Annotated in this window: 11 protein-coding genes and 1 CRISPR repeat array; of the genes, 5 read left to right on the top strand and 6 right to left on the bottom strand. The window is 62.2% G+C overall.

From position 1 onward, the window contains the following. The first annotated feature begins 21 nt into the window (after positions 1-21). From L0962_RS17030 to aroG, 5 genes are all read left to right on the top strand, one after another. Complete coding sequence (locus tag L0962_RS17030; RefSeq protein WP_234087690.1) at positions 22-3,972, top strand: YhdP family protein; 3,951 nt, start codon at positions 22-24, stop codon at positions 3,970-3,972. Continuing rightward, on the top strand, positions 3,969-4,799 hold the full coding sequence (locus L0962_RS17025) for a carbon-nitrogen hydrolase family protein (RefSeq protein WP_234087689.1): 831 nt from the start codon (positions 3,969-3,971) through the stop codon (positions 4,797-4,799). The genes L0962_RS17030 and L0962_RS17025 overlap by 4 nt, the downstream gene beginning before the upstream one ends. Positions 4,800-4,810: 11 nt before the next feature. Then, positions 4,811-6,256 (top strand): metalloprotease TldD, encoded by a 1,446-nt coding sequence (tldD, locus tag L0962_RS17020; protein ID WP_234087688.1) that lies wholly within the window; start codon positions 4,811-4,813, stop codon positions 6,254-6,256. 26 nt (positions 6,257-6,282) lie between these two features. Further along, entirely contained in the window at positions 6,283-6,903 is a 621-nt protein-coding gene (locus L0962_RS17015; RefSeq protein WP_234087685.1) for a cytochrome c, read from the top strand. Between the two features lie 64 nt (positions 6,904-6,967). Then, on the top strand, positions 6,968-8,050 hold the full coding sequence (aroG, locus tag L0962_RS17010) for a 3-deoxy-7-phosphoheptulonate synthase AroG (protein ID WP_234087684.1): 1,083 nt from the start codon (positions 6,968-6,970) through the stop codon (positions 8,048-8,050). 299 nt (positions 8,051-8,349) lie between these two features. After that, positions 8,350-13,845: direct repeats of the CRISPR family, unit length 28 nt; unit sequence TTTCTGAGCTGCCTATCCGGCAGTGAAG. A 129-nt stretch (positions 13,846-13,974) separates the two neighbouring features. Here aroG and cas6f read toward each other — a convergent pair. From cas6f to cas1f, 6 genes are all read right to left on the bottom strand, one after another. Beyond that, positions 13,975-14,538, bottom strand: a complete 564-nt coding sequence (cas6f, locus tag L0962_RS17005) for a type I-F CRISPR-associated endoribonuclease Cas6/Csy4 (RefSeq protein ID WP_234087683.1) — start codon at positions 14,536-14,538, stop codon at positions 13,975-13,977. Positions 14,539-14,541: 3 nt separating this feature from the next. Next, on the bottom strand, positions 14,542-15,576 hold the full coding sequence (gene csy3, locus L0962_RS17000) for a type I-F CRISPR-associated protein Csy3 (protein ID WP_234087679.1): 1,035 nt from the start codon (positions 15,574-15,576) through the stop codon (positions 14,542-14,544). After that, on the bottom strand, positions 15,569-16,546 hold the full coding sequence (gene csy2, locus L0962_RS16995) for a type I-F CRISPR-associated protein Csy2 (RefSeq protein ID WP_234087678.1): 978 nt from the start codon (positions 16,544-16,546) through the stop codon (positions 15,569-15,571). Before csy2 ends, csy3 begins: the two co-directional genes overlap by 8 nt. Next, positions 16,539-17,843 carry a type I-F CRISPR-associated protein Csy1 gene (gene csy1, locus L0962_RS16990; RefSeq protein WP_234087775.1) on the bottom strand — a complete coding sequence of 435 codons (1,305 nt, stop codon included), beginning with the start codon at positions 17,841-17,843 and terminating at the stop codon, positions 16,539-16,541. Before csy1 ends, csy2 begins: the two co-directional genes overlap by 8 nt. Before the next feature lie 422 nt (positions 17,844-18,265). Then, positions 18,266-21,550, bottom strand: a complete 3,285-nt coding sequence (gene cas3f / locus L0962_RS16985; protein WP_234087677.1) for a type I-F CRISPR-associated helicase Cas3f — start codon at positions 21,548-21,550, stop codon at positions 18,266-18,268. Next, positions 21,547-22,500 carry a type I-F CRISPR-associated endonuclease Cas1f gene (gene cas1f / locus L0962_RS16980; RefSeq protein WP_234087676.1) on the bottom strand — a complete coding sequence of 318 codons (954 nt, stop codon included), beginning with the start codon at positions 22,498-22,500 and terminating at the stop codon, positions 21,547-21,549. Before cas1f ends, cas3f begins: the two co-directional genes overlap by 4 nt.

Here is a 22,500-nt window from a genome sequence, read left to right as displayed (position 1 = left end):
GCGTCGAGCCGGCAAGGTAGAATGCGTAGCAAACCACCGATTGTAGTGACCTCCTTCCGTTTCTGGCAAAGCGCAGCCCGTTTGACCGATTCCCGACCGCCTTCTCTCACGCCGCCCAGCCCGGAACATGCCGCGCTCTATTACCGCCTGCGCGGCCCGCGCGCCTGGCTGGCCCGGCCGCCGGTCCGGCGCGCGTTGCGCCTGCTGGGCTGGGCGACTTTCGCCGGCTGGCTGGCCTTCGTCGCGCTGCTGCTGGTGCTGCGCTACCTGGTGCTGCCCGGCGTCGCCGATTACCGGGGCGACATCGAACGACTGAGCAGCGAGGCGCTCGGTCAACCGATCGCCATCGGGCGGCTGGCCGCCGACTGGCATGGGCTGAATCCCGAACTGGTGCTCGACGAGGTGTCGGTGCTCGACCGCGAAGCCAACCCGGCACTGACCCTGGCCCAGGTGCGGGTGGTGCTGTCGTGGCACAGCCTGTGGCGGCTGCGACCGATCTTTTCGCTGCTCGCCATCGAACAGCCGGTACTGCAGATCCGGCGCGGCGAGGACGGGCGGATCAGCGTCGCCGGCATCGAACCGAGCGGCAACGACGATCCGGCCGCGCTCGAATGGCTGCTCGAACAGAAGCGCATCCGCATCCGCGACGCCACCGTGGTCTGGGAAGATGCGCTGCGCGGCGCGCCGCCGCTGATTCTCGAAGACTTGCAGTTCGGCCTCGACAACAGCGGCCGGCGCCACCGTTTCGGCCTGTCGGCGGCGCCGCCGGCGGCGCTGGCGGCGCGCATCGACCTGCGCGGCGAAGTCCATGGCGATCTGCACGACGCTTTCGAGCACTACGCCGGCAAGCTTTTCCTCGAACTCGGTTACGCCGATCTCGCCGGCTGGCGGGCCTGGATCGACTACCCCGTTGATCTGCCGCAAGGCCGCGGTGCGCTGCGCGTGTGGGGCGATCTCGACGACGGCCAGGGCCAGTTGACCGCCGACGTGGCGCTGGAAGATGTCCACCTGCGCCTGGGCAAGCGCCTGCCGATGCTCGATCTGCTGAACCTGCGCGGCCGTCTGGAAGGGCGTTACCGGGCCAACGACTGGAGCGTCGCCGGCCAGCGCCTCGAACTGTCGGCGCGCGACGGTACCCGGCTGGTGCCGACCGATTTCCGGCTTGACTGGCAGCAGCGCGGCGCTGCGGTCGACGGCAAGGCGCAGGCAAATTTGCTCGATCTCGGCGTGCTGGCCAGGCTCGCCGCCTATCTGCCGCTCGATGACGGGACCCGGCAACGACTGGCGACGCATGCGCCGGAAGGGCGCCTGAGCGACCTGCGCGCCAGCTGGTCCTACGCCGACCAGCAACTGGGCCGTTATGCGCTGAACGCCGGTTTCATGCGTCTCGGCCTGCGCGCCGACGGCGCCGTGCCGGGCGGCAGCGGCCTCAGCGGCAGCATCGAGGCGACCGAGAAGGGCGGCCGCCTGAAGCTGGACAGCGAGCAGGCCGACCTTTCGTTGCCCTCGGTCTTTCCCGAGCCGAACATGAGCTTCGACACGCTGAACGGCAGCATCCGCTGGCAGCACGAAGCCGGCGGCAGCGGCGCCTGGCAGGTGGACATCGAGCGCCTGGCCTTCGCCGGCGACGACGCCACCGGCGAAACCTCGGGCAGCTATCGCTACGACGGCAACGGCCCCGGCGTCATCGACCTGCGGGCCAGCATCGACAAGGCGCGCGGCGATGCGGTCTGGCGCTACATGCCGCACGCGGTCAACGTCGATGCCCGGATGTGGCTCAAGCACGGCATCGTCAGCGGCACGGCGCGCGATGCCCGGCTGGTGCTCAAGGGCGACCTGCGGCATTTTCCGTTCCGCGACCCGTCGACCGGACAATTCCTGGTGACCGCCCGCGCCGTCGACACGCGGATCGATTACGCCGAAGGCTGGCCGCTGATCGACCAGGTCGATGCCGACATGCGTTTCGGCGTCGGCATGGAAGTCCGCGCCCACAAGGGGCGCATCCTGGGTGCGCAGCTGGGCGAGGTCAAGGTCGTCATCCCCGATTTCGAGTCCGACGAGGAAATGCTGCTCGTCCGCGGCGGCGCGCACGGGCCGACCGCCGAATTCCTGAAGTTCGTCGAGCGCAGCCCGGTCGCCGCCAGCATCGATCACTTCACCGAAGGCATGAAGGCCAACGGCAACGGCAAGCTCGACCTCGATCTGGACATTCCGCTGCGCCACGCGCTCGACACCAAGGTCGTCGGCACCTTCCACTTCCTCGACAACCAGTTGATGCCGATCGACGGCCTGCCCTTCCTGACCCAGGTCAACGGCCGGCTGCACATCACCGAACAGACGGTCAGCGCCGACAACATCACCGGCCGCGGTTTCGGCGGGCCGTTCCGCGTCGACGTGAAGAGCCAGGGCAACCAGGTTGCCATCCTGGCAACCGGCACCGCCAGCATCGGCGAGGTCAATCGCCACTTCGGCTGGCCGCTGCTCGGCCAGCTCAGCGGTTCGACGCCGTGGAAGGCGGAAATCGGCGTCCAGAAGCGCAACGCCTCGGTGGTCATCACCTCCGATCTGCTGGGCATTTCGTCGCCCTTGCCCGATGCCTTGAACAAGTCGGCCACGGCGCGCCTGCCGCTGCGCATCGAACGGCAGGCGCCGGCAGCCAACGTCGAACAGTACCGGATCACGCTCGGCAAGGTCGCCCAGGGGCTGATGGTGCGCCGCGACGGGCGTTGGGCGCAGGGCGTCTTCTCGGTCGGCGACAGCGACATGTCGTTGCCGGCGCGCGGGCTGGCGGTGCGCATCCAGCAACCGGTGGTCGACGTTGACGCCTGGCGTCCCTACCTGGACAGCGCCACGCCTGCCGGTGCGGCGCCCGCCGCCGCTACCGACGGCGACGGCATGGCGTTTGCCGAAGCGCGCATCCGCACGCCGCGTTTGCGGCTGCTCGGCCAGGATTACAGCGATGTCGATACGCTGGTCCGGCCCAGCGGCGCCGGTTGGCAGATCACCCTGGAATCCCGCCAGGCCGCCGGCGAACTGTTCTGGCGCGGCGCCGGCGACGGCTGGCTGGAAGGCCGCTTCCGCCGCCTGCTGCTGAACCGGGCGATGACCGAAGGCAAGCGCGACAACGTGATCGACAGCCTGCCCGGCATGAACCTGGTCGTCGACCAGTTGCGGCTGGACGACAAGACGCTCGGCCGGCTCGAACTGCAGGCGCGCAATCAGGGCGGCAACTGGCTGCTCGACAAGCTGCGCCTGGCCAATCCGGACGGCGAACTGAAAGGCAAGGGGCGCTGGCAGCGCGGCGCGCAGCAGCAGACCCAGCTCGATTTCGAGCTCGACGTTGCCGACATCGGCAAACTGCTGACCCGGCTCGGTTACGCCGATGCGGTGCGGGCCGGCAAGGCGACGCTGAACGGCAATCTGCGCTGGAACGGCGCGTTGACCGCCATCCACTACCCGTCGCTGGCCGGCAATCTCGGCGTGCATGCCGAGAAGGGGCAGTTCAACAAGCTCGAACCCGGCGTCGGCCGGCTGCTCGGGCTGATCTCGCTGCAATCGATCCCGCGCCGGCTGAGTCTCGATTTCCGCGATCTGTTCAGCGACGGCCTGGCCTTCGACAGCATCGACGCCAAGCTGCGCGTCGAAGGCGGCGTGATGCGCACGGTCGAGGACATGAAGATGAACGGCCCGGCGGTCCAGGTGCTGATCGCCGGCCACACCGACCTGCAACGCGAGACGCAGGACCTGCAGGTCACCGTCCGGCCGGAAATCTCCAACCTGGCGGCGGTCGGCGTCGCGGTGATCAATCCGGTGGCCGGCGCTGCCGCGCTGGTGGCCAGCACGGTGTTGCAGAATCCGCTGAATCGCTTGTTCGCCTACCGTTATCATGTGACCGGCAGCTGGGACGATCCGCAAGTGGACAAGAGCGCCCAGGACAATGCCGCCCCGCCGTCCGCCCAGGAAAAACCATGAATTTGCCCCGTCGACCGCAGAACTGCCGCATCGCCGCCCTGCAGATGGTGTCCGGACCGCGTGTCGCGGACAACCTGACGGCCGCCGGCCGGCTGGTCGACGAAGCCGTCGCCCAGGGCGCGCAACTGGTCGTGCTGCCCGAATACTTTCCGATCATCGGCGCCGCCGATGCCGACCGCGTGCGCGCCCGCGAGGATTTCGGCCGCGGCCCGGTGCAGGACTGGCTGGCGCAGACCGCGCAGCGCCACGGTCTGTGGATTTTTGCCGGTTCGATCCCGTTGACCGCAGGATCGCCGGACAAGATGAAGAACAGCAGCCTGGTCTTCAATCCGCAGGGCGAATGCGTTGCCCGTTACGACAAGATTCACCTGTTCGGCTTCCGGAAAGGCGACGAAGCCTACGACGAATCCGCCTTCATCGAGCCGGGCGACACGCCGGTCGCGGTCGACACGCCGTTCGGCCGGATCGCCCTGTCGATCTGCTACGACCTGCGCTTTCCCGAACTGTACCGGGCGCTCGGCCCGGTCGACCTGATCCTGATGCCGGCCGCGTTTACCGAGACCACCGGCCGCGCGCACTGGGAAATCCTGTTGCGCGCCCGCGCCATCGAGAACCAATGCTACCTGCTCGCGGTCGGACAGGGCGGGCGCCACGAAAACGGCCGGCTGACGCACGGCAACAGCATGATCGTCGACCCCTGGGGCGAGATCCTCGACCGCAAGCTGAAAGGGCCGGGCGTGGTCATCGCCGACCTCGACCACCAGCGCATCACCGACATCCGCGAGAGCCTGCCGGCACTCGCCCACCGCAAGATACAAGCACTTTGACGAGCTACCCGATGAATCCGACGAATCTCCTGGCGCAAGCCGAATCCCTGTTGCTGACCCCGTTCTCGCTGTCCGAATCCGACCTGAGCCGGACCTTCGGGCAGATCCTGACGCACGATGTCGATTACGCCGACCTGTATTTCCAGTATTCGCGCAATGAAGCCTGGAGCCTGGACGAAGGCATCGTCAAGGCCGGCAGTTTCAGTATCGATCAGGGCGTCGGCGTGCGCGCCATCGCCGGCGAGAAAACCGCCTTCGCCTACTCCGACGACATCAGCGCGCTGGCGCTGTCCGATGCCGCCAGCGCCGTGCGCGCCATCGCCGCCGCCGGGCAGAACGGCAAATTGTCGGCGTTGCAGGCGTCGACCGCAGCCCGCTCGCTGTACCTGCCGAACGACCCGATCGCCTCGCTGCCGGCCGATGCCAAGGTCAAGCTGCTCGAACGCCTGGAGGGTTTTGCCAAGGCTGCCGATCCGCGCGTCGTCCAGGTCATGGCCTCGCTGGCCGGCGAATACGAGGTGATCCTGGTCGCCGGCTCGGATGGTCGGCTGGCCGCCGACATCCGGCCGCTGGTGCGTTGCTCGATCTCGGTCATCGTCGAAGAGAATGGCAAGCGCGAGCAGGGCGCCTCGGGCGGCGGCGGGCGTTTCGATTTCGGCTATTTCGATGACGAAATCCTGCAGCGCTACGCCAGGGAAGCGGTGCACCAGGCCGTTACCAACCTGCACGCCGACGCGGCGCCGGCCGGCCAGATGACCGTCGTGCTCGGCGCCGGCTGGCCCGGCATCCTGCTGCACGAGGCGGTTGGCCACGGGCTCGAAGGCGACTTCAACCGCAAGGGCAGTTCGGCCTTTTCCGGCCGTATCGGCGAGCGCGTTGCCGCCAAGGGCGTCACCGTCATCGACGACGGCACGATCGACGACCGCCGCGGCTCGCTGAACATCGACGACGAAGGCAACGTCACCCAGCGCACCGTGCTGATCGAGGACGGCATCCTCAAGGGCTACATGCAGGACAGCCTGAATGCCCGCCTGATGGGCGTCGCGCCGACCGGCAACGGGCGCCGCGAATCCTTCGCCCACCTGCCGCTGCCGCGCATGACCAACACCATGATGCTGGCCGGCGAGCACGATCCGCAGGAAATCATCGGCTCGGTGAAGAAGGGCATCTACGCCGCCAATTTCGGCGGCGGCCAGGTCGACATCACCAGCGGCAAGTTCGTCTTCTCGATGAGCGAGGCCTACCTGATCGAGGACGGCAAGGTGACGCGGCCGATCAAGGGCGCGACGCTGATCGGCAACGGCCCGGATGCGCTGACCCGCGTCTCGATGATCGGCAACGACCTGAAACTCGATCCCGGCGTCGGCACCTGCGGCAAGGACGGCCAGAGCGTGCCGGTCGGCGTAGGCCAGCCAACGCTGCGTATCGATGGACTGACGGTGGGCGGAACGGCATAATCCCTCTTTTCCGTAAGGGGAATCGAATGCGTGCCCTGATCCTTGGCGCCCTGATGTCGGCCGTTGCCGCCGGCGCTTTTGCCCAGACTTCTGCGGTCGACCGGCTGAAAACCCTGGAATCCGATCCCGTCGCGATGCGCGCGGCGATCGATGCCGGCAAGAAGATCACTTTTTTCTGCGCCAACTGCCACGGCGAGAACGGCATCAGCAAGACGCCGGAAGTGCCCAATCTGGCCGGCCAGAACGCCGCCTACCTGCTCGAACAGATCCGCAAGTTCGGCGCCGGCGAGCGCAAGGATGCCTTCATGCAAGGGCTGATCAAGGTCCTCAAGGACGACGAGCGTGCCCAGGCCGCCGCCTACTATGCCAGCCTGCCGGTGCCGCCTTCCAAGGGCGACCCGGCCCAGGTGGCGCGCGGCAAGGCCCTGTTCGAAAAGCAGTGCGTGCGCTGCCACGGGCCACAGGCGCACGGGCACGAAACCTACCCGCGCCTGGCCGGTCAGAAAATGCCCTACCTGCAAACCTCGATCACCCGCTACCGCGACGGTACCGGCATCCGCAACAACCAGCTGATGTCGATCGCCACCGCAGCGCTGAAGAACGAAGACATCGTCGCCATCACCCATTACCTGACGCAGCTGCCCTGAGCCCGGCGGGGCAGCCTCGTCGGTTAGAATCGCCGGTTTCCGGCATTCTTGAATGGGTTGGGCCATGAACACGCAACAGACGAAACCGAACACCGACGACCTGCGCATCCTCGGCATCAAGGAACTGGTGCCGCCCTCGCTGATCAACCGCGAATACCCGGTCTCGCTGCGCGCCGCCCACACCACCTTCAACGCCCGCCAGGCCATCCACCGCATCCTGCATGGCGCCGACGACCGCCTGCTGGTCGTCATCGGCCCCTGCTCGATCCACGACTACGACCTGGCGATGGATTACGCCGGTCGACTGGCCAAGGAGGCCGAAAAGCACCAGGACGACCTCGTCGTCGTCATGCGCGTCTACTTTGAAAAGCCGCGCACGACGGTCGGCTGGAAGGGCCTGATCAACGACCCGCGCCTGGACAACACCTTCCGCATCAACGAAGGCCTGCGCCTGGCGCGCAAGATCCTGCTCGACGTCAACGAGCTGGACCTGCCCTGTGCCACCGAATTCCTCGACACCATCACGCCGCAATACACTGCCGACCTGATCGCCTGGGGCGCCATCGGCGCGCGCACCACCGAATCGCAGGTGCACCGCGAACTGGCCTCCGGCCTGTCCTGCCCGGTCGGCTTCAAGAACGGCACCGACGGCAACATGAAGATTGCGGTCGACGCCATCCGCGCCGCCAATTCCCCGCACCATTTCCTGTCGGTCACCAAGAGCGGCCACACCGCCATCGTGTCCACCGCCGGCAACGAGGATTGCCACGTCATCCTGCGCGGCGGCAAGGAACCGAACTTCGACGCCGCCAGCGTCGACGCCGCCTGCAACGAAATCGCCAAGGCCGGCCTCGCCGCCAAGGTGATGGTCGACTTCTCCCACGGCAACAGCCGCAAACAGTTCAAGCTGCAACTGGAAGTCGCCGACAGCGTCGCCGCCCAGATCGCTGCCGGCGACGAACGGATCAGCGGCGTGATGATCGAATCCCACCTCGTCGAAGGCCGCCAGGACCTGCAACCCGGCGTCCCGCTCACCTACGGACAGAGCATCACCGACGCCTGTATCCACTGGGACGACAGCTTGCGAGTGCTGGAGCAACTGGCGGCGGCGGTGCGGGCAAGAAGGCTGATTGAAGCGGCCGAGTGATTTTGTTGTCGGGCGGCGTTGACCGCGGGAGTGGCCGGCAAACATAGCGGGTTGCTGCTGGCTTTGTTCTTTCAGCCTATTACGTCGCCTGCCTTGGCCCCGATTGGCTGGCGTGGCGCAGCGTGTCTGAGCCAGGCTTAGAACTTTGCTTCCCTGTGTGACCGCACCAGCGGTTACAACCGGGATCGCCTGATCAACTGCTCTCCACGCATATTTTGAACCATCTGCCACTGCCGGTCAGGGGCTCTGCGAGCTCTTGAAACCGATGAGGGAGGGTGCGCGGCTCTTCTTCGAAATCCCTTTCTGAGCTGCCTATCCGGCAGTGAAGTCGTGTAGATCGGCGCCATCGTTGTACTGCCATTTCTGAGCTGCCTATCCGGCAGTGAAGAGGCAGCGCCTGCAGAATTCGCGCGCCTGGAATTTCTGAGCTGCCTATCCGGCAGTGAAGCCGGCGGCGGCGGAAGCGGTGACCGGCAGTTCTTTCTGAGCTGCCTATCCGGCAGTGAAGGGAAGGCTTCCCGCTCCCGCTTCGGGCCGTCCCTTTCTGAGCTGCCTATCCGGCAGTGAAGGCTGTCGTCCGTGCGCCGCCCGGTCTTCTCCATTTCTGAGCTGCTTATCCGGCAGTGAAGGAATGACGCGGCCAGGCGAAGCTTTTCTTCACTTTCTGAGCTGCCTATCAGGCAGTGAAGGGTCGCAAGGGACCACGGACGCCAACTACATTTTTCTGAGCTGCCTATCCGGCAGTGAAGTCGATCTCGGCCGGCGGAATGTTCTCGAGGTCTTTCTGAGCTGCCTATCCGGCAGTGAAGTTCAGCGCCGTCGACGCCCAGCCGTCGAGGTCTTTCTGAGCTGCCTATCCGGCAGTGAAGAGGACACCGGCTACCAGTTCGCCAACGGTTCCTTTCTGAGCTGCCTATCCGGCAGTGAAGTTCGGCGAATACATCCGCGACCTGATCCGCAATTTCTGAGCTGCCTATCCGGCAGTGAAGGCGGTATTCAACGCAAACAACAAGTACATCGATTTCTGAGCTGCCTATCCGGCAGTGAAGGGTCGCCGGCCGCATTTGTCGCAGCGCCGAGCTTTCTGAGCTGCCTATCCGGCAGTGAAGGCGCACTTCCTCACCGCCGCTTCGAAGTTGCCTTTCTGAGCTGCCTATCCGGCAGTGAAGGTCGTTGCGTAGTCGAAAGTTTCGTGGGCAATTTTCTGAGCTGCCTATCCGGCAGTGAAGTCGGTGACGGCGGGGCGCTGGACTTCGACGGCTTTCTGAGCTGCCTATCCGGCAGTGAAGGAGGTCATCGATTACGTGACCGCTGCTTCGGATTTCTGAGCTGCCTATCCGGCAGTGAAGGCCGCGATGCGCTCCTGGTAACCGTCCCGGCATTTCTGAGCTGCCTATCCGGCAGTGAAGTTGCCGATGACCGGCAGTGGGGGCGCTTTCGATTTCTGAGCTGCCTATCCGGCAGTGAAGCGCGGAACGGCTGGATCGACCGGATCGCCAGTTTTCTGAGCTGCCTATCCGGCAGTGAAGGCGAACCAGCAGGCGGAAAGTCGACAGCATCATTTCTGAGCTGCCTATCCGGCAGTGAAGACCTCATATGACGCAAACGTCAAGGCGACCGATTTCTGAGCTGCCTATCCGGCAGTGAAGCGCTCTCCAACGTCCCGGTCCAGGGCGTCACCTTTCTGAGCTGCCTATCCGGCAGTGAAGCGCACCGTCGCCACCGCCGTCATCGGCCTGGTTTTCTGAGCTGCCTATCCGGCAGTGAAGGACGGTGAGGGCGGCGGTGTCCATCTGCATCATTTCTGAGCTGCCTATCCGGCAGTGAAGAACGAGCTCCGCGCTCGTGCCGTCCGCAGATTTTTCTGAGCTGCCTATCCGGCAGTGAAGGACTGCTCAGCTCACGACCGGTGAACTGGTCTTTTCTGAGCTGCCTATCCGGCAGTGAAGCCCGCTAATCTAAAGCGGGCCGAGCTGCATCGTTTCTGAGCTGCCTATCCGGCAGTGAAGGCTGTTCCAGCGCCTCGTAGCCAGTCAGTTCCTTTCTGAGCTGCCTATCCGGCAGTGAAGATACTGCCGGCAGGCGGAAAATCGACAGCATCTTTTCTGAGCTGCCTATCCGGCAGTGAAGCCTTGGCTTCTGGGATCGAATTGCCGTCGCCTTTTCTGAGCTGCCTATCCGGCAGTGAAGTTGTCACAGACAGCGGCAGCGTCGCGCGGAACTTTCTGAGCTGCCTATCCGGCAGTGAAGGATGATCAGATCACGCTGCGGGTGACGGATGCTTTCTGAGCTGCCTATCCGGCAGTGAAGATGGCCACCCATACCCATCTTCCCATCTACAATTTCTGAGCTGCCTATCCGGCAGTGAAGCCGGATCGTATTCATCAATTCTCGGCACTGCTTTTCTGAGCTGCCTATCCGGCAGTGAAGTGCTCGACGTGGAGATAGCTGTCCCACACGTCTTTCTGAGCTGCCTATCCGGCAGTGAAGCAGCCGGCACGGACGGACTCGCCAGGATCAGTTTTCTGAGCTGCCTATCCGGCAGTGAAGGCGCTTGCCGGCCGGCGGCGCAATGTGCAGGCTTTCTGAGCTGCCTATCCGGCAGTGAAGCGCGGTCGCGGGGTGGTGTGTCGGTTACGCCATTTCTGAGCTGCCTATCCGGCAGTGAAGCGCAGTCCGCACAGCTAAGCGTTGTGCGTCTTTTTCTGAGCTGCCTATCCGGCAGTGAAGCGCCGGTGCCGGAGCCCTTGGCCGTCCCACCTTTTCTGAGCTGCCTATCCGGCAGTGAAGTCGCCCGGCGCGCGTGCCGGCTAGCATCGACTTTTCTGAGCTGCCTATCCGGCAGTGAAGTGCAGCAGGCCATCGGTCGTCGGCTCGCAGTGTTTCTGAGCTGCCTATCCGGCAGTGAAGGAGGCCTTCGCGGAAGCGCTTGCTCTGCATGTTTTTCTGAGCTGCCTATCCGGCAGTGAAGTGACGGTCGACTACCTGGCATGAGCGACGATTTTTCTGAGCTGCCTATCCGGCAGTGAAGCATCAAACGAAGTGCCGGCTAGGTTTCATCAATTTCTGAGCTGCCTATCCGGCAGTGAAGCTGTTGCGCTTGGTGCGGCGGCAGTCGAAGTATTTCTGAGCTGCCTATCCGGCAGTGAAGCAGCAGCTTCTGCCAGGATCTCCTCTGCAGATTTTTCTGAGCTGCCTATCCGGCAGTGAAGACGGTGTGCCGCTGCATTTGATGATGGACCCGTTTCTGAGCTGCCTATCCGGCAGTGAAGATCGCGTGCTGATCGCCGGTGTCCGCGCGCCGTTTCTGAGCTGCCTATCCGGCAGTGAAGGTTGGCCAGCGCGTGAGCAAGGCGCTGCGCTTTTTTCTGAGCTGCCTATCCGGCAGTGAAGACGGCGCGGGGGTCGATGCCGGGAGAGTGATCGTTTCTGAGCTGCCTATCCGGCAGTGAAGGAGGTTGAGGCGATGCGTGTCGCCGGCGCGACTTTCTGAGCTGCCTATCCGGCAGTGAAGAACTCAAGGTCGAGGTGAAGTCGGTCGTATCATTTCTGAGCTGCCTATCCGGCAGTGAAGAGCTCGCCGCCGGGGAAAGCGCTGAGCGCGATTTTCTGAGCTGCCTATCCGGCAGTGAAGTTGTCGGACTTCTCGCCGGCGTCGCAGGACCTTTTCTGAGCTGCCTATCCGGCAGTGAAGAACGCGCTCCGCGCGCGTGCCGTCCGCAGATTTTTCTGAGCTGCCTATCCGGCAGTGAAGCTGCCTGGCTGATTCTTGTGCTGATCGCTGACTTTCTGAGCTGCCTATCCGGCAGTGAAGGTCTGGGCTGACGGGTGCGGCAGGGGCCGCATTTTCTGAGCTGCCTATCCGGCAGTGAAGCGGCCGACGAGGGTGGTTATTCGCGGCTGTATTTTCTGAGCTGCCTATCCGGCAGTGAAGAAGTCATCACCGGCTGCCCGTATGGCGACCCTTTTCTGAGCTGCCTATCCGGCAGTGAAGCCCCGACAATCCCGCCCAGGTCGAAGGCTCGCTTTCTGAGCTGCCTATCCGGCAGTGAAGCGATATTTGCTGGTGCAAAACAAAAGTCTGGCTTTCTGAGCTGCCTATCCGGCAGTGAAGCTGAACGACGTGATCGCAGGCAACTTCGAGGCTTTCTGAGCTGCCTATCCGGCAGTGAAGGAGATCACGGGACTGACCTGGTCGCGTGTCATTTTCTGAGCTGCCTATCCGGCAGTGAAGACGATTGAACATGCCGCGCTTGATATTGCTGCTTTCTGAGCTGCCTATCCGGCAGTGAAGCGGGAATGGAAATGGATAACTATTAATCCGCTTTTCTGAGCTGCCTATCCGGCAGTGAAGCCGTTTCAATTGCCGTCCAACTGGTTCATCGATTTCTGAGCTGCCTATCCGGCAGTGAAGGTATCAATCGGCGCAGAGCGCGGCCTACTGATTTTCTGAGCTGCCTATCCGGCAGTGAAGGATAACGCCGGCCATGAGGCGACGCCCGTCAGTTTCTGAGCTGCCTATCCGGCAGTGAAGGATCGATGGTGATGAGGTGCCGCTGCACACCTTTTCTGAGCTGCCTATCCGGCAGTGAAGATGGAGGCCATCCGCAACGATGACGTGGGCCTTTTCTGAGCTGCCTATCCGGCAGTGAAGAAATGATGGGCGCGCCGGTGTTGATGATCGATTTTCTGAGCTGCCTATCCGGCAGTGAAGGAATACTTCAACGACGGAACGTCGGGCGTAGCTTTCTGAGCTGCCTATCCGGCAGTGAAGCCAATAAAAAGCATCGGGCGGCCGCCTGGCTGTTTCTGAGCTGCCTATCCGGCAGTGAAGCCTCAACAGCAACGAAGTCACCACCCTGATCCTTTCTGAGCTGCCTATCCGGCAGTGAAGGGGAGGGACGGTTCATGCTGCTTTCTCCTCGGTTTCTGAGCTGCCTATCCGGCAGTGAAGACGGGCCTTGATTTGTCTGGGCTGACGGGTGCTTTCTGAGCTGCCTATCCGGCAGTGAAGACCGCGCCGCCGTAGATATGGCGGATCTTGTATTTCTGAGCTGCCTATCCGGCAGTGAAGGTACGGCTGCAGCAGCGTATCCCGCGCCGGCTTTTCTGAGCTGCCTATCCGGCAGTGAAGGAAACCGCCATGCTGGGCGTCGCCCGGCAAATTTTCTGAGCTGCCTATCCGGCAGTGAAGGTCATGAAGCGCATCGCCGGCACCGCCGACATTTTCTGAGCTGCCTATCCGGCAGTGAAGGCCGTGATCGAACCCTGCGACCTGCTCAAGATTTTCTGAGCTGCCTATCCGGCAGTGAAGCAATCCCAGTGTGTCCATCGAAAACTTGAGCATTTTCTGAGCTGCCTATCCGGCAGTGAAGGCACCGCCAACGACATCGCCAAGATCGTCGAATTTCTGAGCTGCCTATCCGGCAGTGAAGAGCACCCAACTGGCTACCACGGCCTTCGTCCATTTCTGAGCTGCCTATCCGGCAGTGAAGCGTACGAGCTGATCTTTTTCCCGACCGGGTTCTTTCTGAGCTGCCTATCCGGCAGTGAAGCTCGCAATGAGAGTGGAAAATCACGCTTTCGCTTTCTGAGCTGCCTATCCGGCAGTGAAGGGCTGCAAATGAACGCACTGAACTGGAAAATATTTCTGAGCTGCCTATCCGGCAGTGAAGCCGGCATGAAGACGCATAACGCTTAGGTGATGTTTCTGAGCTGCCTATCCGGCAGTGAAGACCATTGGCGGCACTGACAAGAAACGCCTCTTTTTCTGAGCTGCCTATCCGGCAGTGAAGTACAAAAAAATTTACCTATCAATCGAATTTTTAAAGAAAAAACCCAATTCCTGCCACAAAACCAAAATCCCACGCCACCAAACAACCCATTGATTTTTCAGGGGGATATTTCACCCCCTGAAAAAGGGTCTAAAACCACGGCACAGTCGCGGTTGAACTCAGCCCGTAAGCGCTAAACGCTCCCCCCACAGCTTCTTTCTGCACAGGAAGATGCTCGATAAACAAGCGGAACTGCTGTTCCGTGCTTTGGCTGGTGAGTAGTACGTAAGGCAAGCGAAGCATCTCGGCGGCGCTATCAGGAATCGCCTGAACTGCTGCCTCGGCGCTGATTCCCTTACGTGCAATCAAGCGCCGCCGCTCCCGTTCCGGGCTGCTTTTGGCCTGCACGCGCCGCACTATTCGGTAGGCTGCGTTCGCAGGGACCAGACTGACCGGGCTACAGGAAAGATGATCGCGCATCCCTTGCAGCCAGTTCGCCGCCATCAAATGCTCAAGATCAGGCGCCGTCCCATGCAGGCGCAGTCGCGCTCCCAGACCGACACCTTTATGCTCGACATCGGGAAAACTGACCCCGACCCGCCCTTCCCCGCTGCTGACCAAACCCCGGTGCAGCTTGGCGAACAACGCATTCATCAGCATGTTGGCGGGAAACTCCGGGTCCGGCAAAAGTTGGAGTTCGATATAGGAATCCATGCCTTAGTCCTTTTCGCCGAAGACACCGCCACGGATCAGGGTTGCCATCACGTAATGCTGGTTGCCCGCTTCCGGCGCCCGGTCTTTCAGGACCCATTCGTCGAGCAGATTGTAGAAATCGGCCTTCTGTTTCGGCTGGCGGTAGGCCTTGCCTTGCGACGTCACCGAGCCATACGGTTCCACCGCAATCGGGCCGATGCTCCCGTTCTCTTCATCCGCCGGATACCAGGTATCGATGGTGCGCAAGGCGTTACCGATCTTCTGGCTATGGATGCCAGCCACGTTTCCCACCACATAAAGCGTCTTGCTCTTTTGGCCTTTCTTGTCGCCCCGGTCGAGAATCAGCTCCTGCGAGGGATAGACCTCCTGGCCGTCGCCCATCCGCACATAGGCAACGACTTCCAGCAAGGCGTGCGCTTGCCCGGCCAGTCCCAGCTCGATCACCTTGGCCAGTTCACCCAAGGCCGGGCTATCGGAGGAAAAATCGCGCAGCGAAAAATTCAGCGCGTCGAAAGACCAGCTTTGCGCAGCTTCGCCCTGTGCCAGTTGGCGAACCTGGACTTCGATCTGTTCCGCCCCCATCCGGTTGCGCCAAAGGAAACGGCCGTTGGTCAGATTGCTGGCGTAACGCCGCGCCAGTTCGGCAAAGCCGACCTCCTTGGCGTATTGCTGCACCGTACCTTGCAGCTTGATCTGGTAATCGGCGTTGTTGCAGGCGGAGGGCGTACCGGCGCCGCCCAGGATGCGCAGGGTGAAGCGCACGCGCAGCGTATCGGCGTCGTTGGGCAAGGTGGCCACATCAACCGTCTGCAAATTCGGCGACTGGATCGAAGCATCAAGCTTGGCCGGGTCCTGGTCCTTGGTAGCAAGCCGATTGGAGATCGTGCCGCGCACGGATTTTTCGCGCACGGTGACAGGCACCCATTTTTCTCCCGTACTACGGTCAACCCATTTTCCAGCACTGAAAAGCGCGTCGGAAGGATCGAGCTTGCGTTCAAAAGCGAGGACGGAAGCGGTTTTCAGGTCGGTTTTAGCCATTTTGTTGCTCCTTGAAATTATCAAGCGATTCGGAATAGCGATTGATGCAGCGATAAATGCCGTTGGCTGCGTCGGTCTCCTGCGTCCACAGCAATTGGCTCAAATCATCGAGCCGATGCGGACTGACCCACTCACCCAGCGAGTAAAGACTTTCGACAAAACGGAAAGGCGTGGCGCCATCGCGGGCATTTTCCACCTCGCCCGGCGCATAGAGCGGTGAAATGCCGGCGTAGCCGATGGGCAATGGCACCAGCCAGCCGGGCTTGCGGCGGATTTCCCATTTCACTGGCGCACCAGCCTCGTCCGCTTGGCTGACAACCGGCTCGATGTTGAGCCGCGAAAGATCGAGCAAAGCGTCAAGGGCGTTGCTATCCGGCTGTGTCGCCCGCATTTCCGCCAGATGACCAGCCAGCAAGTCGTCCCGCTGAACCAGGGCAAAACCCGGCAACAGGCGACGGCGCAGGCGGCGGAATATCCTGGCGTCGCCCTCGATATCGCCGGCCAGCGGCCACCATTGGGCCTGATAGCGTTTCCCCTCCTGATGCAGCAGACTGCCGCCAGCTAGGCGCATGCCCTGGGCGGCGTGGTGCAGCCGCTCGGCCAGTTCTTTGCCGTCGCCTTCGGACTTGTAGTCTCTGACGGCAATAACCAGGCTGACTTCCATGTGGGCGCGGCCTTCTTCGACCAAAGCCTGCGTGCCGCCGTCTTTGCCGACCGGATTGCGGGTCAAGCGGAACACCTGGGTACGACGCCCCGGCGGTTGAAAGACCTGCGGTTCGAAATGGTGGCAGATGATCCCCACCCCGGCAAAGCCTTCATTCAGCTCCGCCGCGAACTTGCGTTCCAGCGCATGCGCAAACCCGGCAAAGGCAGTCGGCGAAGGGAAACCCCAGGTCAACGGCCCGGAGATGGCGTTGGCATTCTGCACCCTGAGATGCGGCAACAGAACCAAAGCAAAGACATCACTCATCGTCGGCCACCTCATCGCGCATCAAGCGCATTTCCTCGTCCAGAACATCGCGCCAATGCGCCGCTTCAATCGCGCCCATCGGTGTGTTAGGAGTGGTCAGGCGGGCATTCAGCCAGTTGCCGAAGCGCCGGCAGATTTCGTCCTGCCAATCGCCACGTTGCCGCAGGCTGGCGAAATCGGCGTCCAGCTCGGTACGCTCCGGGTCCAGCCAGCATTGCTCGGCGCTATTGAGCAGGCATTCGGGCGACGCGCTCCAGCCCGGTTCCAGTTGCCGCAACTCGGCGGCGTATTGCAACGCCTCGTCGCGGATCAAGCCGGCCAGCTCGGCCCGCTTGTCGCGGATGCGGATGTTGGTCCCGGCATGCTCGACGCTGACTAGAAATTTCTGTAGGGCTATAACAAGTTCATCAACCTGTTTCCGCCCACCGAAAATGCCATCAAAAACGCTGTTCACCGCCAGCGGTGCGCGAACCTCGGCTGATATCCAACTCGGCGGCAGCGAAGGCAGGAGGTAGTTCTCCCCATAGCGCTCACTGTTCAGTTGGCTGATGTTCTGCGGTTTGGTGCCCCCGAAGTTCTGAATCGCCACATTCGGGTATTCGCAATAACCGTGCGGATGGGCAAGCCCGTTGCGTCTCGCCTCCCGCGCCGCCTTGGCCTCGTCAGAAAAGCGATCCTCGCGGATTCGCTTCCACAAGCCGTGCACCAGCGAGGTCGGGAACAAGGGGGCGAGTAGATGGTAGTTTTGGCCTTCAATCGGCCAATACACCTGCTTGGCGAGCTTGTTGGAAGCCGGCTGTCCCTTGGCTTCGGTCAGCGATGCGAATGCCGCCATCCAGGTTTTCGCCAGATCGGCATCATCGGAAAACGCAGCAGCCAGAGCAGGATCAGCCGTTGCAGCAAGCTCCAGAATGGTTTTTCCGCCCACCGAAAGGCGGAGAAATTTATACACATCCAGCGCCGCAGCATTGCCAACCACATCCGGCGCCAAGCGCTGGGCCACCGTATGCGTGCCGACGATTTCCTCACCGACCGCCGGATTGCCGGCAACGCTCAGACTGGAACCGCGCGCATCGGGATGGGTAAATTTGAGGGCATGGGTGACTTGCTGAATCTGCCCAACCCGCCGGGCGGCATCGGGAATCCAGTTTGCCGGCAGGTAATCCTGCAGCAATGCTTGCCGCTGCTCATCCTCTTCCGGCTTGAGCTTTTCCAGCTTGGGCAGGAGGCGCTCTTGCAGAAATGAAAGGATTACCTGTTTGACACTATCCGCACCTGGCGGGCTATTGGAAGTCATGTTCACAAGCGCGTTCTCCTTCATGGGATAAAAACAAGGACTGCCGTACAATGCCCCCCAGCAAAAATCACTGGGGGGCCGGAACGCCTAATAAGGCGTGATGGTTGCTACGCACCGAATTCCCCTCCTTAACGCAACTGACCCTGCGATTGGGCTCGACCAAGAGATGGTTTTTGCACCGAGTTGGGGACGACTGGCAGGTCGTCCCCAACTCACCCAAATCGCAATGTAGAAGAAACCGCCACAGATGTAAACCAAGTAGTTTTCAATTTATGGCTAACATAATTTCTTTAGGCTAAATCCTTTACAACCTGAGACAATCCGCACACTGCTGAACAAGCAGCTTAGAAAAAGTAGTTTCCAAATTAGGGCTACGCACACTGCCGGATAGGCAGTTTTTTACGGGGCCAAGCGCCCCGTTTTTATTTCTCCCGCCAAAGTCCCAAGACTGCGTGATACCCCCACTCTTCGTCCACGCGCTGCCCATCCTCAACAGACTTCAACGGCAAGTCGAGTCCGCCGAATTTCTCCGCGCATTCGCGCAGTTCCATATCTCGGCGCTCGGCCAGACTCGCCAGCGCTGCCGCGTAATCCTCCTCTCCCCAAAAACTGACGCCAGACCCTGGCTCCAAGAAAACTCGATGCAGGAGGTGGTCGACCGCAACCGGCTTGCCGTCATCGCCAAAGCGATAGAAACCAATCTCCCCGTCCTCGTCCGGGAGCAGGCCGTAGCGTTGTCGGCCCAGCTTGTCCTGGCGGAAGGGATCGCGGCGCTGCAGGTAGCCGCTGAGATGCGCACCGGTCGTCCACCACAAGGGCACAGGCAGGCTGAGCGGCGTTTGTCCGGACGCCGCCGCCTGCATCAGTTCGCACAAGCGGGCATGTTCAAGATCGACCAGATTTCCGGTCGGGTTAAGCGCATCGCGCTCGCGAATACGGCTGGAAGCGTCGATGTTTTTCAGTTGCTCCGGCGTCAGCAGTTCGGCCAGACGATGGCTCAGAAGGCGGAAGTTCTTGGCCGCGGGATTGGACGATTCAAAGCCGGGGCGCAGGAAGGCCGGCTGGCTCATGCCGGTGGTCAGGTGCTGGATGTTGGCGTCGAGCAGCAACAAGTTGGTGGGCGTGTAGGCTTCCGGCCGGTGCCGGCGCACCCGTCCGGCCAACTGGATGATCGAGCGCATCGACGAGGGTTCGACAATCGCCCAGTCATAGTCATGATCGCGCCCGACTTCGGCAACGGCGGTGGCGAGAACGATGAAGAGGTGGTCGGCTTCCGGGCCGGCGGCAAGCGCCTGCTGGATTTCCGGCGCGGCAAAGACGGCTTGCGGCTGTTTTCGGTTGAGCAGGCGATCCAGTCGATTTTCGATGGCCGAGCGCACCAGCAGCGGGTGCCGCGAGTGGTAGACGCACAGGTGGATACGCTGATCGTTCTCGGCACCGAGGCGGATCAACTCCCGCGCCACGGCAACCAGCGGATTGATGTTGGCGAAGCGCACCAGGCCAAAACTGATTTTCTTGCCGCTGGCCAGGTCGACCGTGCCATTCAACTGGTGCAAGCGGCTCATTTGCGGCCGCAGGGCTTGCGCCAATTCGGCACAGACGATTTCGCGCTTGGCCTGGGCAATCGGCAACGGCAGGATTTCGGCGTGTCGCCGCGCGTCGGCGCGCACCAGCCGAGCCAGGCGTTTCTGCACGAAATTCTGGTGCTCGGCACGGTAAGTTTCGGCAGCACCGTGCTCGGAAGCCACCGCCGAGAATTCATCAAACCAGGCGCAGCAGACATTGAGCGGCTGGCCGGGCCGACCACGATGCTGTTGAAACTGTTGCCGTCCGGCCAGATAGGCCTGAAACAGGCCTTCGATCAGCGCTGGCGGCAAGGTGGCCGAAGAGAGCAAGACCCGGCTGCCCAGCATGCCGGCCCAATGCACCAGACGGCTGAGCGCCGGCAGGTCCTCCATGCCGAAATCGTCCGGCTCGTCGAGCACCAAATCGGAACTCATCAGGCGCAGCATGGGCGGAATCTGGTGACCGCCGCGCGTGCCTTCGGTGGCGGGCATCAGGTGGTCGATGGTGCACACCAGGATGGGCGCGTTGAGCAATTTGCTGGCTGGCTGGTTTTCGCCCAGCCAGCGGTTCAGCGGGCCATCCTCCAGGCTGCCGTCGTAGAAAACCTGGTTGTATTCGGGCAGCAGTTCGGCGCTGGATTCCGAGCCCTTGGCCTGCAGACGGGCTTCGGCCTGTTGCTGCTCATGCAGCGCCCGCACGGCGGCACCGCCGACCAGCACGGCCATTTCGTCGCTACCGAGACGCAGGCGGTCGCGATAGGCATCGCCGGTTTGCAAGGTCAGCGTGCGCAAACCGAGGGCAACGGTGAACCGCGCCCCGCGCCCCGAATCCGCCAATGCATAGAGAATGCGGCCGTTCGCCAGCGTCTTGCCGCAGCCGGTCGACGCCATGTTGATGCCGAAAAAGCCCTGCTCCGCTGAACGAGCGCGCAGGCCTTCGGCCAGGTCGAAGGCGCGGTTCTGCCAGGCAAAGGCGTCCTTGCTGCGTTCGCGAAACCCCTTGTGACGGGCCAGGCGCGGCAGTTGTGCTGCCAAGCGGGGCAAAGTCCGCACGACTCGGCTGGCGTTCACCTCTACGCCGATCAGGTGTTCGTCGAGGCGTTGTTTGAGTTGGCCGGTTTTGCGGTCGGTGTTGGCGTAGACCGCATCCTTCTTGCCGACCTTGTCGCCGTAGCGCTCGTGGCTCGGTTCGCTGGAATAGTAGTGATCGGACAACATCAGCGCCATGCGGGAAAGGTGCAAGACGTAAGCCTCCCGGCGCCAGTCGCGCGGCTCACGCTCCAGTTGTTGCAGCAAGGCCGACGCCACTCTGCCCGCATGCTTGCGCCAGTGCTTGCTGGTCAGCGGCAAGCCCTTGGGGAAATGCCAGCAGGCGGCAATCTCCTTTTGACTGACGCCTTCGCGAGCGCCGCACCAGTTGGCTTCGATATTGGCGGGCAGATGAACCAGCGCCTTGTGATGCAGGGTTTCCGGCGTCGGCATGCGGTGATGGCTGACGATGAGCCAGCCGACGACCTGCGCCAGGGGCGGCAAGGTGGCAAACGGCGTCTTGATGTTGCTGATGCTGAGGCCGTCCTTGAGCAGGCGGGACTCGACTTCCTTGGCCGCGCCATCAGGAAGATCGACCAGCCGCGCCAACCAGTCGGCATCGTCATCGCCATTTACGAAGGCTTCGAACAGGCGCAGCGAAACCCATTCATGGCGATAGGCATCGGCCAGGGGTTTGCTGCTTTTTAGTTTGGCCTGAAAAGCTTCGCTGGCCTTGCCGAAGTCGTGGAACAGCGCGGCAATACTCGCGAGCAGGCGGATCACTTCGGCGCTGTGCCAGTCGTTTTCATCGTTGGCGCGCAGGATGTCGCGGCTGGTGGTATTGGTCGGCGTGGCACCGCGTTCGTTGAATTGGCGGGCATCGCCGACGATCCAGATCAGTTCGCTGTGGTCCTTGCCGCGTATCCAGTGGCAGGCTACCGCCGTGTTCTTGCGGGCGGTCTGGCGCAGCAGACGGCGCAAGGTATCCAGGCCATTTTGGGTAATCGCCGTCTGCCACGTCCGTTCGCCGCGCCGCTCGGCGAACTGGTCGAGAATGCGCCGGGTTTCGACCAGCGCATTCTTGCTGCACTGGGAAATCAGCATGATGTTCATGACTCGGCTGCCCCCGTATTGAGGGCAACGACCTTGATCGTATCGATGGCGAAATCGAGCGCCTCGGTCTGGGTAAAGCGTTCGATGCAACCCTGGCGGAAAGTCTGCTCATCGTCGCCGCGCATGGCCGAGATGAAGGCTTGCGGCAGAACCAGCGCATCCTTGATCAAATCGGCGACATCGAAGACCAGTCCGCCACGCCGCGTCTTGCCGTGCAGGATCGCCAGCCCGTGCGGCAGACCGAGCACCCAGGTCGCCGTCGCCCCGAGGCCGTAGGCGAGATAGTTGCCGTGATCGAGGAAACGATTGGCCGGATCGGTGCCGCCACCGCGCTTGGCGCGCGTGAATTCACCGTAGCCGACGGCGTTGACCGCCAGCTTGAAGAGATGCTTGGTCAGCCGCGCCTCTTCGGTCAGCAAGGCGGTATTGTCGATTGCGGCTTCAACGTGCTGGCGCGACGAGTCCAATGCATTGAGCAAGACATGAGCATCGACCTGAAAACCGGCATCAGACAACTGCCGATTGTTGGTCCACTGTTTGGCGATAAAGTCGAGACGAACCTGTTGAAAGGCTTTGGCAGCTTCGAGACGCTTTGCATTGTCAAACCAGAAACGAACCCAAGCCTGTAGATATTCAGTTGGGCGATATTCGCTCTGCGGTGAAAACCAGGCCACTTCGACATCGATTTCGTTGGCGCTGAACAAGGGCGTCCCGCCGCCCCCGCAGAAGCCAACCATCACGCCCGCCTTGGCCAATTCGCGCATGGCGGCCTGCGTGATGGAGGTACCCGTGCCGAGCATGATCGACGTGGTGTTGGCGATGGGGATGTTCCAATACATGGAACGCGACCCTTCGTCGGTCACGTATTCGACGCGACCGCCATTGACCAGAACCCGACAGTGCTCAAGGTAATAGAGATTGGCCCGTTTGGAATGCAGGATGGTTTTCAA

This window comes from Azonexus sp. R2A61 (assembly GCF_021401135.1).
Lineage (GTDB): Bacteria > Pseudomonadota > Gammaproteobacteria > Burkholderiales > Rhodocyclaceae > Azonexus.
This window is presented reverse-complemented; position numbering and strand designations above follow the sequence as displayed.